The organism is Pseudomonas sp. H2_A10 (genome assembly GCF_054680085.1).
The window spans coordinates 382,338-397,535 of sequence record NZ_CP162821.1 but is presented as its reverse complement, the minus strand read 5'-3'; the positions used below and the strand labels follow the sequence as shown (position 1 = coordinate 397,535).

The window sequence follows — 15,198 nt, the reverse complement described above, 5'->3', positions numbered from 1 at the left end:
TGGTTTCAGGAACCAGATGGGGGATATGCAGTCACTAAGGCTCGAAAGTGTGGCCCGGCCCCTTAAAAATCGAGCTGCGCGCCGGGGATAACCCTGGCATCCGAGGTGAATTTTCTTTATCGTCACCGCCCTTTGAAAAAGCCCGAGAAATCAAAATGTTAGAAGCATCCCTCAGCCAATTGGAACAACTGGTCAGCGACCTGGTACAGCAGAATCAAGACCTGTTGGGCAGCAACGAATCCCTCAAGGCGCAACTTGCCAGCGCCAAGGATGAGAACGACAGCCTGCAACTGAGCCTGATGGAGCAGGAAGAAAAGCATGGCGCCACCGCGGCCCGTATCCAGGCGTTGGTTGAGCGCGTGAGCGCGGGGCCTGTCGGCGCATGAATGAAGGCATAAAGGTCGTTTCGATTCTCGGAGAGGATTACTCGATCAAGGCGCCGGCCGGGGAGGATAAAACCCTGATGCACGCCGTGACCATGCTCAAGGCTTCCCTGGCCACCACCAAGAAAAAGTACCCGACCCTGATCGGTGACAAATTACTGGTGCTGGCGGCGCTGAACCTGTGCGCCGAGCAGATCGAAATGCAGCAGGCGCACCAACAGGAACTCGACCGTTACCAAGAGCAAGTCAGCGCCACGGTCGAAGTGATTTCCAAGGCGATCCAGCCTTAGAACCATCCATCCTGCATCCCCAGGCACGTATCGTCGCGTGCCTCAAGAATCGCCAGTTCATGATGGCAGCCCGGTACTTCCCAGGTCAGGAAGTAACGGGCGATCTGGAGCTTGCCTTTATAGAAGGCCATGTCCGTCGCATTGCCCCGGGCCAGCCCTTCTTCGGCGCGAATCGCCTGTTCCAGCCAGCGCCAGCCAATCACCGTATGCCCGAATACCTTCAGGTACAGCGCCGAGTTCGCCAGGCTGTTGTTGACGCTGCCCTGGGCGAGATCCGTCAGCAGTCCCAACGTGACTTCTTGCAGGCGCGCCACCAGTTGTTCCAGCGGCTCTCTCAAGGCGGTGAGTGACGGGTATTTGTGCGCCCGCGCACCGGTTTCGGCAATCAGGCGGATCAGTTGCTTGAGCCCCGCGCCACCGTTTTGCGCCAGCTTGCGACCCAGCAAATCCAGGGACTGGATGCCATGGGTACCTTCATGGATCGGGTTCAGGCGGTTGTCGCGGTAGTACTGCTCCACCGGATATTCGCGGGTGTAGCCGTGGCCGCCGAGGATCTGGATCGCCAGTTCGTTGGCCTTGAGGCAGAACTCCGACGGCCAGGATTTGACGATGGGCGTGAGCAGGTCCAGCAGTTCGTGAGCTTGTTTGCGCTCGGTGTCGGTTCCCAGCGTGGTGGTGTCATCGAACAACCGCGCGGCGTACAGGCCCAGGTCGAAGGCGCCTTCCACATAGGCTTTTTGGGTGAGCAGCATGCGTTTGATATCGGCGTGCTGGATGATCGAGACCGGCGCGGTGCTGGGGTCTTTGTTGTCAGGCAGGCGCCCTTGCGGGCGTTCGCGAGCGTAGTCCAGTGAGTACAGGTAGCCCGCGTAACCGAGCATGACGGCGCCCATGCCAACCCCAATGCGGGCCTCGTTCATCATCTGGAACATGCAGCTCAAGCCTTGGTGCGGTTTACCTACCAGGTAGCCGACGCAGTTGCCGTTATCGCCGAAATTCAGCGCGGTGGACGTGGTGCCCCGCCAGCCCATCTTGTGAAACAGCCCGGCCAGCAACACATCGTTGCGTGCGCCGAGGCTGCCATCCTCGTTGACCAGGAATTTGGGCACGATAAACAGCGAAATGCCCTTCACCCCGGCCGGGGCGTCCGGCAGCTTGGCCAGCACCATGTGCACAATGTTTTCCGACAGCGGGTGGTCGCCGCCGGAGATGAAGATCTTGTTGCCCTTGAGCCGATAGGTGCCGTCAGCCGCCGGCTCTGCGCGGGTGCGAATATCCGACAGGGATGAGCCGGCATGGGGCTCGGTCAGGGCCATGGTGCCGAAAAAGCGCCCATCAATCATGGGCTGCAGAAAACGTTGTTTCTGCTCTTCGGTGCCGAAGCTTTCGATGAGGTTGGCCGCGCCCATGGTCAGGAACGGGTAGGACGTGGACGCCGCGTTGGCCGCCTGGAAGTGGGCGAAACAGGCTTGGGACAGCAGGGTGGGCAACTGCATGCCGCCCGCGTCGAAACTGCGCGCGGCGTTGAGGAAGCCCGCCTCAAGGAACGCATCCACGGCCGGCTTGACCTCGGGAATCAGGATGGCCTTGCCGTCTTCGTAGCGCGGTTCGTTTTCGTCGTTTTTGCGGTTGTGGGGGGCGAAGTACTTTTCGGCGATGCTGCGCGCGGTGCTGATGGCCGCGTCGAAGGTTTCGCGGTTGTGCTCGGCAAACCGCTCGCGCTGGGTCAGGCCCTCGGCATCGAGGACTTCGTAGAGCTCGAAAGCCAGATTGCGGGAACTGAGCAGCGTCTCGGACATGGCGGCTTACCTTTTAGGGGAATAGGCCGGAGTCTAAGTGCGCAAATGGAGGGTGGATAGCAAGATTGATCTGGGTGATGAAGGGGCAGAACGCGGGGAGGGAATTGAAACACGATCAAAAAAGTGGGAGGGGGTTTGCTCCCGATAGCAGTGTGTCAGCACCAGGTGTGCTGACTGAAACTCCGCTATCGGGGGCAAGCCCCTCCCACATTGTGCAACTGCGTTTTTTAGCCGATGGTCATCAAGCTGGCGTTGCCACCCGCTGCTGCGGTGTTAACACTCAACGCCCGCTCAATCACCAGGCGCTCCAGTGCAATCGCCGTCTCACCTTGCGACAAACCATGCACGCCAACAATCGCACCGCCACGCTGGGCCACTTGCTTGCACACCGCGCGCAGTTGGTCGGAATCGCCGTGGTGCAGGACCGCGTCGAACACCACCTCGTCCTTGGCCCAATCAGCCACGCGCTGGATCTTCGCCTGAATCTCCTTCGGCAGGCGTGGGAACACGGCCTTGGTCAGGTCGGTTTCCGGCCATACCGCCGAGCCGCCTACCGCCAACACCGCGGCCAGTTGGGTCAGCAGGTCGCCTTCTACTTCCGCCAGGCACAGTACATGCTCGCGGGGCAGAATGGCGTAGCTGTTGCGCTCGCCGGTCGGCCCGGCCAGTTGGCGAGTGATGCCGCTTTGCGACTGCGCGGCGAATTGAGTGCACAGGGTGCTCAGCTCGCTGAACTTATTGCTGTCGGCCCAGGTTTTCAGGGCAGTCAGTGGTTGGCTCATGGCATCGCGCAGGCGCACATCGGGTGCTGCCAGCTTGTCGCCACGTACGAAGGATTGTTCGATCGCATCGGTAGGACGTGTCGACAGCAGGCGGTACAGATACAGCGGGCCACCGGCTTTCGGGCCGGTGCCCGACAGGCCTTCGCCACCGAACGGCTGCACACCGACCACGGCGCCGACGATGTTGCGGTTAACGTAAACGTTACCGGCGTTGACGTTATCAATCACCTTGGCGATGGTCTCGTCGATGCGGGTGTGCACGCCCAGGGTCAGGCCGTAGCCGGACGCATTGATCTGGCCGATCAACTGGTCGATCTCTTTACGCTTGTAGCGCACCACGTGCAGCACAGGGCCGAAGATCTCGCGTTGCAGTTCGTCGAAGCTTTCCAGTTCGATCAGGGTTGGCATCACGAAGGTGCCGCGCTTGATCTCTTCAGCATCGGCAATCGCCACTTGGTAAACGTTGCGGCCTTTGTCGCGCATGGCCTGGATGTGTTTTTCGATGCCGGCCTTGGCTTCTGCGTCGATCACCGGGCCGATGTCCACCGACAGTCGCTCCGGGTTGCCCAGGCGGCATTCCGCCATGGCGCCCTTGAGCATTTCGATGACGCGGTCCGCCGAATCTTCCTGCAGGCACAGCACGCGCAGCGCGGAGCAACGTTGACCGGCGCTGTCGAAGGCCGACGACACCACGTCGATGACCACTTGTTCGGTGAGCGCCGAGGAGTCCACGATCATCGCGTTCTGGCCGCCGGTTTCGGCGATCAGCGGAATCGGACGGCCCTGGGCATCCAGGCGCCCGGCGACATTGCGTTGCAGCAGGCGCGCCACTTCGGTGGAGCCGGTGAACATCACGCCTTTGACGCGATCGTCGCCCACCAGGCGGGCACCGACGGTTTCGCCCTGGCCCGGCAGCAGTTGCAGCACGCCTTCCGGAATACCGGCTTCGAGCAGGATGCGCACGGCCTGGGCCGCTACCAATGGGGTTTGCTCGGCGGGCTTGGCCAATACCGGGTTGCCGGCGGCCAGCGCAGCCGCCACCTGGCCGCTGAAAATCGCCAGCGGGAAGTTCCACGGGCTGATGCAGACCACCGGGCCCAATGGGCGGTGGGCATCGTTGGTGAAATCGTTGCGTGCCTGCACCGCGTAGTAACGCAGGAAGTCCACGGCTTCACGCACTTCGGCGATGGCGTTGGCGAAGGTCTTGCCGGCTTCGCGGGCCAGCAGGCCCATCAGTGGCTGGATGTCGCCTTCCATCAGGTCGGCGGCGCGCTCCAGGATCGCGGCGCGTTCGGCGGGCGGGGTGGCCTGCCAGATCGGGCCCGCATTGATGGCGCACTGGATCGCGTTGTCGACGTCCTTAATAGTGGCTTCTTGCACCTGGCCGACCACATCACGCAGGTCGGACGGGTTCAGCACCGCTGTCGCGGCCTGCTCGCTGGCGGCGCAACCCAGCATCGGCGCGGCTTTCCAGTTGTTGTGAGCGGTGGCCAGCAGGGCGCACGACAGTGACGCCAGGCGGTGTTCGTTGGCCAGGTCGATACCCGCCGAGTTGGCGCGGTCGCTGCCATACAAGTCGCGCGGCAATGGAATACGCGGGTGCGGCAAGCCGAAGCCGCCTTCCTGCGTGGCCATTTGCTCAATGCTGGCCACCGGGTCGGCCACCAGTTCCTGGATCGAGATGGACTGGTCGGCGATACGGTTGACGAACGAGGTGTTGGCGCCGTTTTCCAGCAGGCGACGCACCAGGTACGCCAGCAGTGTTTCGTGAGTGCCGACCGGCGCGTACACGCGGCACGGACGGTTCAGCTTGCCTTCGGAAACCTTGCCTACAACCTGTTCGTACAACGGTTCGCCCATGCCGTGCAGGCATTGGAACTCGTACTGGCCGGGGTAATAGTTCTGACCGGCGATATGGTAGATGGCCGACAGGGTGTGGGCGTTGTGCGTGGCGAACTGCGGGTAGATGACTTCCGGCACCGACAGCAGTTTTCTAGCACATGCGATGTAGGAAACGTCGGTGTACACCTTGCGGGTGTACACCGGGTAGCCTTCCAGGCCTTCGACCTGGGCGCGCTTGATTTCGCTGTCCCAGTACGCGCCTTTAACCAGGCGGATCATCAGGCGATGGCGGCTGCGGCGTGCCAGGTCGATCACATAATCGATCACGTACGGGCAACGCTTCTGGTAAGCCTGGATCACGAAACCGATGCCGTTCCAGCCGGTCAGTTGCGGCTCGAAGCACAGGCGTTCCAGCAGGTCCAGGGACAGTTCCAGGCGGTCGGCTTCTTCGGCATCGATGTTCAGGCCGATGTCGTATTGCTTGGCCAGCAGGGTCAGGGACAGCAGGCGCGGGTACAACTCGTCCATCACGCGCTCATATTGCGCACGGCTGTAACGCGGGTGCAGTGCCGAAAGCTTGATGGAAATGCCCGGGCCTTCATAAATCCCACGGCCGTGTGAGGCTTTGCCGATGGAGTGAATGGCTTGTTCATACGAGGCCAGGTACTTCTGGGCGTCGTGTTCGGTGAGCGCGGCTTCACCGAGCATGTCATAGGAATAGCGGAAACCCTTGGCTTCGAACTTGCTCGCATTGGCCAGGGCTTCGGCGATGGTTTCGCCGGTGACGAACTGTTCGCCCATCAGGCGCATGGCCATGTCGACGCCCTTGCGGATCATCGGCTCGCCACTCTTGCCGATGATGCGGCTCAAGGATGAGGTCAAGCCGGCTTCGTTGTGCGTGGCGACCAGTTTGCCGGTCAGCAGCAGGCCCCAGGTGGCGGCATTGACGAACAGCGACGGGCTGTTGCCCAAGTGCGGGTGCCAGTTGCCAGTGCTGATCTTGTCGCGGATCAGTGCGTCGCGAGTGCCCTTGTCCGGGATACGCAACAGCGCTTCGGCCAGGCACATCAGGGCCACGCCTTCCTGGGACGACAGGGAAAACTCCTGCAGCAAGCCCTGAACAATACCGGCACGGCCGCCGGCGCTCTTCTGATTGCGCAGTTTCTCGGCAATCGAGGCGGCCAGCTTGTTGGTGGCTTCAGCCATGGGGGCCGGCAGGCGGGCCTGTTCGATCAGCATCGGCACCACTTCCGGCTCCGGGCGGCGGTAAGCGGCGGTGATCGAGGCGCGCAGTACCGATTGCGGCAGGATGCTCTCGGCGAACTCAAGGAAGCACTGGTGCGCGTGGTCGGCCTGGACCTCGCCCGCGTCGTCGGCATCCTTGCTGCTCAAGCCATTGAGCTCGGCCAGGGTTGCACCACCCTCGAGTTTCTCCAGGTAATTGAAAATCGCCTGCTTGATCAGCCAGTGCGGCGTGCGATCAATGGAGGTCGCGGCAGCCTTAAGGCGTTCGCGGGTCGGGTCGTCGAGTTTGACCCCAAGGGTGGTCGTCGCCATTTTCTTATCCTCATGGGTGCCACTACCGAGTGGCATTAGCTGGCGGCAAGATTAGCTGCGCCCAAGAAGAGGTGCAACCGGGTGCAACCCTTTTTATCCATGAAATTTTCGATGGATGCGGTGAAAAAATTGAGCGTTCAGCGGATTGCGCTTTCTCTTGGTGCATTTGCTTATGAGATCCGCTGTTCTTGCTCCGAAAAGGAGCAAAAACAGGGTGTTTGAGCGAATTTGCGCTCAGGTGCAACTTAATCCCAAGAAACTGGTTGCACCTTATTTGCTTTGTTGAATAGCATTCGCGGCCAAGGTGCAACCAACGCGAAAGCGGGGTTCATCGGCTGGCGGCTTTCCTGGGGAAACGTCAGTCATAAATGCGCGGCACGCAGGTACGTTTACTCACTGATCAGTGGGTAGCCGTCCGACAGACCGCTGCCACATAAAAACAAAGCCAGGGCGTCACTCCTATGAGCGTTAGCAATCCAACCCTGATCACATTCGTGATCTACATCGCAGCAATGGTGCTGATCGGCCTGATGGCCTATCGCTCCACCAATAACCTTTCCGATTACATCCTTGGCGGTCGCAGCCTCGGCAGCGTGGTGACGGCGTTGTCCGCCGGGGCTTCCGACATGAGCGGCTGGTTGTTGATGGGCTTGCCGGGCGCGATCTACATGTCCGGTCTGTCGGAAAGTTGGATCGCCGTCGGCCTGATCGCCGGTGCCTACCTCAACTGGCTGTTCGTGGCCGGTCGCCTGCGGGTACAGACCGAACACAACGGCGACGCCCTGACGCTGCCGGATTACTTCTCCAGCCGTTTCGAAGATAAAAGCGGCCTGCTGCGGATCATTTCCGCCGTCGTGATCCTGGTGTTCTTCACCATCTACTGCGCGTCCGGCATCGTGGCCGGTGCCCGCCTGTTCGAAAGCACCTTCGGCATGTCCTACGAGACTGCCTTGTGGGCCGGCGCTGCGGCGACGATTGCCTACACCTTTATCGGTGGTTTCCTGGCGGTGAGCTGGACCGATACCGTGCAAGCGACGCTGATGATCTTTGCGTTGATCCTGACGCCCATCATCGTGCTGCTGGCCACCGGCGGCGTAGACACCACCTTCCTTGCCATCGAAGCCAAGGACCCGACCAATTTCGACATGCTGAAAAACACCACCTTCATCGGCGTGATCTCGCTGATGGGCTGGGGCCTGGGCTACTTCGGCCAACCGCATATCCTGGCGCGTTTCATGGCGGCGGATTCGGTGAAGTCGATCGCCAAGGCGCGCCGCATCTCCATGACCTGGATGATCCTGTGCCTGGGCGGCACCGTGGCCGTTGGCTTCTTCGGTATCGCCTACTTTTCGGCGCATCCGGAAGTGGCGGGTCCTGTGACCGAGAACCCTGAGCGTGTGTTTATCGAACTGGCAAAAATCCTCTTCAACCCATGGGTTGCCGGTGTGTTGCTGTCGGCCATCCTCGCGGCCGTCATGAGCACCCTGAGCTGCCAATTGCTGGTGTGCTCCAGCGCCCTGACCGAAGACTTCTACAAGACCTTCCTGCGTAAGAACGCTTCCCAGGTTGAGCTGGTATGGGTCGGTCGCGCCATGGTGCTGCTGGTGGCATTGATCGCCATCGCCATGGCCGCCAACCCGGAAAACCGCGTGCTGGGCCTGGTCAGCTATGCCTGGGCCGGTTTCGGCGCGGCGTTCGGCCCGGTGGTGCTGATCTCGGTGATCTGGAAAGGCATGACCCGCAACGGCGCACTGGCCGGCATCCTGGTCGGCGCAACCACCGTGATCGTGTGGAAGCACTTCTCGCTGCTGGACCTGTACGAAATCATCCCAGGCTTCATCTTCGCCAGCCTGGCGATCTACTTCGTGAGCAAGATGGGCGCACCGACCGCCGGTATGGTCGAGCGCTTTGACGCCGCCGAAAAAGACTACAACCTCAACAAGTAACTCGCCGGGCGTTAAGCGCCGTTTGAGTTAAAAAGAAGGCCCGCGTCCTACGGATGGCGGGCCTTTTTTTGCGCGTGATTTGAGATGTTCCGAAGAAGATTCCGACATTGGCGTGTAGGGGTTTACTGATTTGCTCGGGGGGCGCTCAGAGAGGTGAAATCGTGGTGCAGAATCTTGCGCCTACCCCTCGCAGAGAAACACCGGATGTTCGCTCCTGCCAATCAAAGTGCCTTTACCCTGACCCTCGACGGGGTTGCCAGTGACCTCAAGGTCTACCGCTTCAACGGTAACGAGGCGCTTAGTCAGCCCTACTGTTTTGACCTTGAGCTGGTAGGCGAGCAGCCCGATCTTGACCTGCAAAGCGTGTTGCATCGCCAGGTTTACCTGGGTTTCGATGATCGGGGGCATGGCGTCCACGGCCTGGTTTACCGAGTGGCGCAGGGTGACTCCGGGCGCCGTCTGACGCGATATCAAATCACTCTTGTACCGCAATTGGCCTACCTGGCGCATAGCAGCCACCAGCGTATTTTCCAGCACAAGACGGTGCCGCAGATGGTGGCACTGGTGCTGGTGGGGCAGGGGATCCTGAGTGATCAGTTCGAATTTCGCCTCAGCGGTACTTACCTCGAGCGCGAATATTGCGTGCAGTTCGGCGAGACCGACCTGGCGTTCATTCAACGTCTGTGTGCCGAGCAGGGCATTCACTACCATTTTCAGCATTCACCCGAAGGACATCTGCTGGTGTTCGGCGATGACCAGACCGTGTTTGCCCAGGCGGAGCAACCCACTCCCTACATGCCCGGTTCCGGAATGGTCGCGCAAACCCCGGCGATCAAACGCTTCGCCGTGCAGTTGGCGACCGCTACCACGGCGGTAAACCTGCGCGATTACGATTTCCGAAAACCGCGCCTGGCGCTGGAAAGCGCGGCCAGCGGTGAACAGCTTCCCATGCTCGAACAGCAAGGCTATCCCGGCCAATTCAGCGACCGTGCCCATGGCAAACACCTCGCGCAGCGCGGGTTGGAGCGCCAACGCAGCGACTACCGACTGGCCCATGGCGAGGGTGATGAACCGGCATTGGTCAGTGGCGGTTTCCTCAAGTTGTCAGGGCACCCCCGCGAGAGCTGGAATGACTTGTGGCTGGTGCGCCAAGTAAGCCACGAAGGCAAGCAGCCGCAAGTGCTTGAGGAGGCTGTGACTGAAGTCTGCGACGGTGAGTTTCGGCAGGGATATCGCAATAACTTTGTCGCCGCGCCTTGGGATGTGATCTTCCGCCCGCCTTTGTCCGAGCAAGCGCGCCCGGCTATCTCGGGTTATCAGAACGCCGTGGTCACGGGGCCTGCCGACAGCGAAATCCATTGCGACGAGTACGGCCGGGTCAAGGTGCAACTGGCCTGGGACCGCGCCGGGGTCCATGACGATCACGCCAGTTGTTGGTTGAGGGTTGCCAGCGGTTGGGCCCATGACCGCTATGGAGCGGTGCTTATCCCCAGAGTGGGCATGGAAGTGCTGGTGGGCTTCGTCAATGGCGACCTGGACATGCCGCTGGTGATGGGTTGCCTGCCCAACGCGGCGACGCCGGTGCCCCTCGACCTGCCGGCGGACAAGACCCGCAGCATCTTCCGCAGCCAGAGCAGCCCCGGTGGCGGCGGTTACAACGAATTGCGCATCGAAGACCGCAAGGGCGCCGAAGAAATCTACCTGCGTGCCCAGCGCGACTGGACCCAGCACGTGTTACATGACCAGCAGGTACAGGTCGACAACCAGCGCCGGGTGAAAGTTGGGGGTGAGTCGCACCATGAACTGCAGGGCGAAGAACAGCGCATCACCCATGGCAACCGCCTGACCGAACTCAAGCTGGATGATCACCTGGTGGTCGGCGGCTCGCAGCAGGTAAAGGCTGGGCAAACCATTCAGATTGGCGCAGGGCAGAGCATCGTTATCGACGCGGGCGCCACCCTCACGATCCAGGCAGGAGGGCAGTCAATCACGCTTTCAGCGGGCGGCATATTCAGCAGCGTGCCGATCCAGCTCGGCGGCGGCCCTGCCCCCGGCCCGGCGCCGTTGATACCGGGGCTCAAGGAAAAACTCTTGGCGGTTATCCCCGCCCCACTGAGCCCCGTGCAAGTGGCGAGTTTGAAGCGTAGTGCACCGTTTTGCGAGGAATGTGAGCGTTGCAAGAATGGGCAGTGCGATATCGCGCAGCATGGCAGCGCAGGTAATAACGCTCGAGGAGCCCCTGCGGCGAAAGCCTCGGCTGTAGAGCCAGGTTTTCATATTGTGCAACGCGCCATGCCGCGTGATGAGTTGGAAAAAACGCTGTTCGAGTCTCCCAGTGCAACTGTCCTAGAGCGTTTTTCGCAGCCTGAATCCACACCTTACGCAGTACGCCCGACCGGGGCAGATGCTCGTCCTCAGCGATCCACTCAACAGCCAATGCACCCGTGAGGAAGCATTGCTGATGGAGGCAGCGCAAGAGGTGAGCAATGCGCTGACGCCGATGAGTGATGAGGAAGCGGCGTTTATGGTGGAGCACCATGAGGTGGTTAGGGGGTTTTTGGCGGATAGCTCGATGGCGGTGGGGATTGGGTCGACGATGGTGGAAGGTCATCTGATACGGACGAAGTCGGTACTTGATGCTCTCGAAAAATTGCATGTTAGAACCTTTCAGGCACAAGGGAGTTTGCAAGGTGTCGAATTCTTTACAAAGCGCAAGCAGTTGTTAACTCGACTGGATAACAGCCTGGGACCCTTAGTCCGAAAGGGTGTAAATATTGCAGATCACCCAAAGCTCAAAAGCGCGCTGGGAATCTCCAGTCGTAGTCTGGTTCATCATTGGAGCAGGGCCGGTGTGGCAGGAGGTATTCCCGGGTATGCGACACATATTCAGGGTGTGGCGCGTGCAAGCCAATACATGAAGGTTGGTGGTTTCGTTGGTATGGTGCTCGGGGCTTCAGCCTCAGCGTTGAAAGTGAAGGAAACGTGCCGCGTTGATACGCCGGCGAAGTGTAAGAAAGTAAAGTTCATTGAAGGGGGGAGCTTCGTCGGAGGCGTTGCCGGTGGCTGGTTGGGTGGCGCCGCCGGAGTAGCTGGCGCTAGTACAATTTGCGCTGCCGTCGGCGCCGGAACTTTCGGTGTAGGAGGAGTGTTATGTGTCTTGGTGGTCATAGGGGCAGGTACATCTATTGCCGGGTTGGGTGGAGCGAAAGTTGGAGAACACATCGGTGAATTCATTTATGAGGTGCGAAACCCATAATGAACGAGTATTACGTAATTTATATGTGGTGCTGGATAAGCGTGTTCGCTTTGATTTTTTTAACTTTTCTAGTGCAGCTTTATTTTTCGTATTCGAAAGTAGATGAAATACTGGCCTGTTTGGGAAATTCAAAGGTTGTAGTGTTTCGTAAGCAGTTGCTGGGAAAGGATTTTTTTAGTAGATCTTGTTTTGTACTGACGATTGCCGGAATGCTTGCTTTTCCGAAAGTGCACATAAGAGAGGGTGGGTTTACCCGTGAGGAGTTTGAAAGTGTTCCGTCGAAACTTAAGTTTCAATTAAGGGCGTTGGTGTATGTCTTATTCTTCTTGGTGGTTGTTTGCGTGGTGTTATGGGGTGTTGGAGAGTGCGTAGGTTGGTTGAAATGAAAAAATTACGACATCGACGTATTGCTTTTGATGCGATTAAGGTCTCTCCAGTTCGTTGGAAACCGTATTGGCACACCTGCAAGGCTTGACGAAGGTCACCTGCCCGATAATCAGCTCGCGGAGGCTCAGCCGCGAAGCCTCGGCTGTAGAGCCGGGTTTTCATATCGTGCAACGCGCCATGCAGCGTGGTGAGTTGGAAAAAACGCTGTTCGAGTCTCCCGGTGCAATTATTCTGGAGCGTTTTCGCAGCCTGAATCCACACCTTACGCAGTACGCTCGACCGGGGCACATTGGCGGCCACTCCGGTTTGTATTGCTATCGGTGTAGGAACCCTTGGCGTTGGCGGGTTAATTTGCGGCGTGGTGGTTGTGGGTGCCGGAGCCGCAATAGGGGGGAATGCCGGAGCTCGCATGGGGAGCAAGTTGGGGGAAGTTGTTTATGAGGGAGTGAAATAAATATGGAAAGCGCAAGGACTTTGTATTTTTATTGTTTGATGATCGCGGCGTTATGGGTCGTTCTTGTTTTAGTGGGGCAGGTGTATTTTTCATATCGTAAAGTCGATGAAATATTGGAGTGCTTGGGTGCTTCAAGATTGATCTCTTACCGTAAGCGTTTTATTGGTTCCGATTTTTTAAGCAAAACTTTTTTTGTGAATACCGTCGCTGGAATGTTTGTCTTTCAGAAATTGCATATTAAGGATGGGGCCATTACGCGTGAAGATCTGGACAATGTTCCTCGCCAGCTAATGCGTGAGTTGAGACTGTGGGGTTTTTTTTTGATGGGTATGGGGGGGTACGCGGTTACTTTGTGGTGTGTCGGTGAATATATGGGCTGGCTTGGATAAAAACTCTCGGGGCGTCGCAGTGTTTGACGGTGGACTATTTAATTAACTTCTATGTGCAAAGGATTATCTCGAATGCTTAAGCAGCTAGCACCTCGGACTTGGCTAGCCCACCACCTACTCGAATCAGGCGAGCGCTTCTTCGTCGTCCTCAGCAATGCCAGTGACGCCAAACCTCTCGACGCCTGGCGAAGCACCGCTGCCGGCATGCCGCCCCAACCCATCTGGGCCGGCACAGCCTACGCCGAGTGGAGTGAGGTGATGCCCTATGTCGCAATCATCGAGCCCGACAGTCCTTTTCTCGACTGGATAGCGACCACCGAATCCACGGACTGGGGCTGGCTGGCGGTGTCCTCCAGCTCGTTGCAAACCGTGGTTGCGCATCTGCAAGGCTTGACCAAGGTCTACCTGCCCGATCATCAGGAAGTGTTTCTGCGCTTCTGGGATGGCGCCCAATTTCTACCGATGTTGCAGGCGTTGGGCGACGCGGCGTCAACGGTATTGCCGGTGTTCCAGCGTTACCTGATTAATGGCCAGCCGCTGACGGTTGCGCCGGGGCCGATGACCGAGGCTAAAGCCAGCCCGTGGTGGCGAGTGCCTGCGCCCGTGCTCAAACATTTGGCAGAGCAGTCACCGCAAACCCTGATCGACAACCTGCTGCAACGGCTCGAAGAACAGCGCCCGGACCTGTACACCGTCTTCCCGCCGGCGACCTTGCGGCACAAGGTCGCCTACTTTGCGCGGGGTGCGGATATCAGCTATGACGCACTGGCCAGCGCCCTGGCGTCAGACTCGGCTTGAGCCCAAGGCCTGCTGCAAGTCGTCGATCAGGTCTTCAATCGCCTCGATGCCCACAGAGAGGCGGATCATCTCCGGCTTCACGCCGGCCTTGGCCTGTTCTTGCTCGTTCATCTGCCGATGGGTGGTGGAGGCGGGGTGGCAGGCCAGGGATTTGGCGTCACCAATGTTGACCAGGCGCTTGAAGATTTGCAGCGAGTCGTAGAAGCGCACGCCGGCATCGAAGCCGCCCTTCAAGCCGAAAGACAGGATCGCCGACGGTTTGCCTTGCATGTATTTTTGCGCCAGGGCGTGGTGTGGGTGATCGGGTAGCCCGGCATAGCTGACCCATTCCACTGCCGCATGGCCTTGTAGGAACTGCGCGATCTTCAGGGCGTTTTCGGTGTGGCGCTCCATGCGCAGAGCCAGGGTTTCCAGGCCTTGCAGCAGCAAAAACGCATTCATCGGCGCCAGCGCCGCGCCGGTATTGCGCAGCGGCACAGTGCGGGCGCGGGCGATAAAGGCTGCTGGACCGAATTTTTCGGTATAGATCACGCCGTGATAGGCCGGCTCGGGGTTGTTGAGGCCGGGGAATTTTTCCGGATATTGGGTCCAGGGGAAGGTGCCGCTGTCGACGATCACGCCGCCCAGGGAGTTGCCATGGCCGCCAATGTATTTAGTGATTGAGTGCACAACGATGTCGGCGCCGAATTGGATCGGCTTACACAGGATCGGCGTGGCCACGGTGTTATCCACCACCAGTGGCACGCCACGGGCATGGGCGACGTCTGCCAGTGCCTGGATGTCGATGATATTGCCCGCCGGGTTGCCGATGCTTTCGCAGTACACCAGCTTGGTGTTGTCGTCGATCAGCTCGGCGATGGCTTGGGCAGAGTCGTCTCGGGCGAAGCGCACATCGACGCCAAAGCTCGGCAGCAGGTGGGCGAACAGGGTGTAGGTACCGCCGTAGAGCTGCGGGGTGGTGACGATATTGTCGCCGGCCCGGGTGAGGGTCTGGATCGCGTAGTGGATCGCGGCGCTGCCGGCCGACACCGCCAGCGCGGCGATACCGCCTTCGAGGGCGGCGAGGCGTTGCTCCAGCACATCGTTGGTGGGGTTCATGATCCGCGTGTAGATGTTGCCGGGCACATCCAGGTTGAACAGGTCGGCGCCATGCTGGGCGTTATCGAATTCGAAGGCGACATTCTGGTAGATCGGCACAGCGACGGCCTTGGTGGTGGGGTCCGACTTAAAGCCATGGTGCAGCGCGATGGTGGCGTCTTTCATGATTGTTATTGACCTCCCTGGAGAATGGATCGCCACAATAAGTCCACCGTGA

The 15,198-nt window shown here is 59.5% G+C and carries 11 protein-coding genes; 8 read left to right on the top strand and 3 right to left on the bottom strand.

Going from position 1 to position 15,198, the window contains the following annotated elements; genetic code table 11:
* Positions 1 to 155 precede the first annotated feature (155 nt).
* Both AB4O23_RS01825 and AB4O23_RS01820 read left to right on the top strand, forming a co-directional pair.
* Positions 156 to 386: a hypothetical protein gene (locus AB4O23_RS01825; protein ID WP_017526491.1), complete on the top strand. Its 231-nt coding sequence runs from the start codon at positions 156 to 158 to the stop codon at positions 384 to 386.
* On the top strand, positions 383 to 673 hold the full coding sequence (locus tag AB4O23_RS01820) for a cell division protein ZapA (RefSeq protein WP_017526490.1): 291 nt from the start codon (positions 383 to 385) through the stop codon (positions 671 to 673). Before AB4O23_RS01825 ends, AB4O23_RS01820 begins: the two co-directional genes overlap by 4 nt.
* Here the strand turns inward: AB4O23_RS01820 and AB4O23_RS01815 are convergent.
* Positions 670 to 2,472 carry an acyl-CoA dehydrogenase gene (locus tag AB4O23_RS01815; RefSeq protein WP_460150375.1) on the bottom strand — a complete coding sequence of 601 codons (1,803 nt, stop codon included), beginning with the start codon at positions 2,470 to 2,472 and terminating at the stop codon, positions 670 to 672. The two genes, AB4O23_RS01820 and AB4O23_RS01815, sit on opposite strands and share 4 nt — an antisense overlap.
* Positions 2,473 to 2,699: 227 nt before the next feature.
* Entirely contained in the window at positions 2,700 to 6,653 is a 3,954-nt protein-coding gene (gene putA / locus AB4O23_RS01810; protein WP_460061938.1) for a trifunctional transcriptional regulator/proline dehydrogenase/L-glutamate gamma-semialdehyde dehydrogenase, read from the bottom strand.
* 461 nt (positions 6,654 to 7,114) lie between these two features.
* On the opposite strand from putA, the gene putP reads away from it, so the two are divergent.
* The 6 genes from putP to AB4O23_RS01780 all read left to right on the top strand — a co-directional run bounded on the left by putP (position 7,115) and on the right by AB4O23_RS01780 (position 13,883).
* Positions 7,115 to 8,599 carry a sodium/proline symporter PutP gene (gene putP, locus AB4O23_RS01805; RefSeq protein WP_460061935.1) on the top strand — a complete coding sequence of 495 codons (1,485 nt, stop codon included), beginning with the start codon at positions 7,115 to 7,117 and terminating at the stop codon, positions 8,597 to 8,599.
* A 204-nt stretch (positions 8,600 to 8,803) separates the two neighbouring features.
* A complete protein-coding gene (locus AB4O23_RS01800; protein ID WP_241665016.1) occupies positions 8,804 to 11,047 on the top strand; it encodes a type VI secretion system Vgr family protein in 2,244 nt (747 codons plus the stop codon).
* Entirely contained in the window at positions 11,004 to 11,855 is an 852-nt protein-coding gene (locus AB4O23_RS01795; protein WP_217855724.1) for a hypothetical protein, read from the top strand. Before AB4O23_RS01800 ends, AB4O23_RS01795 begins: the two co-directional genes overlap by 44 nt.
* Complete coding sequence (locus AB4O23_RS01790; protein WP_065879471.1) at positions 11,855 to 12,241, top strand: hypothetical protein; 387 nt, start codon at positions 11,855 to 11,857, stop codon at positions 12,239 to 12,241. The genes AB4O23_RS01795 and AB4O23_RS01790 overlap by 1 nt, the downstream gene beginning before the upstream one ends.
* Positions 12,242 to 12,698: 457 nt before the next feature.
* Positions 12,699 to 13,085: a hypothetical protein gene (locus AB4O23_RS01785; protein ID WP_017526484.1), complete on the top strand. Its 387-nt coding sequence runs from the start codon at positions 12,699 to 12,701 to the stop codon at positions 13,083 to 13,085.
* 72 nt (positions 13,086 to 13,157) lie between these two features.
* Positions 13,158 to 13,883 (top strand): DUF4123 domain-containing protein, encoded by a 726-nt coding sequence (locus tag AB4O23_RS01780; protein WP_460061930.1) that lies wholly within the window; start codon positions 13,158 to 13,160, stop codon positions 13,881 to 13,883.
* Here AB4O23_RS01780 and AB4O23_RS01775 read toward each other — a convergent pair.
* Positions 13,869 to 15,146 (bottom strand): aminotransferase class V-fold PLP-dependent enzyme, encoded by a 1,278-nt coding sequence (locus AB4O23_RS01775; protein ID WP_116078985.1) that lies wholly within the window; start codon positions 15,144 to 15,146, stop codon positions 13,869 to 13,871. The two genes, AB4O23_RS01780 and AB4O23_RS01775, sit on opposite strands and share 15 nt — an antisense overlap.
* Positions 15,147 to 15,198 lie beyond the last annotated feature (52 nt).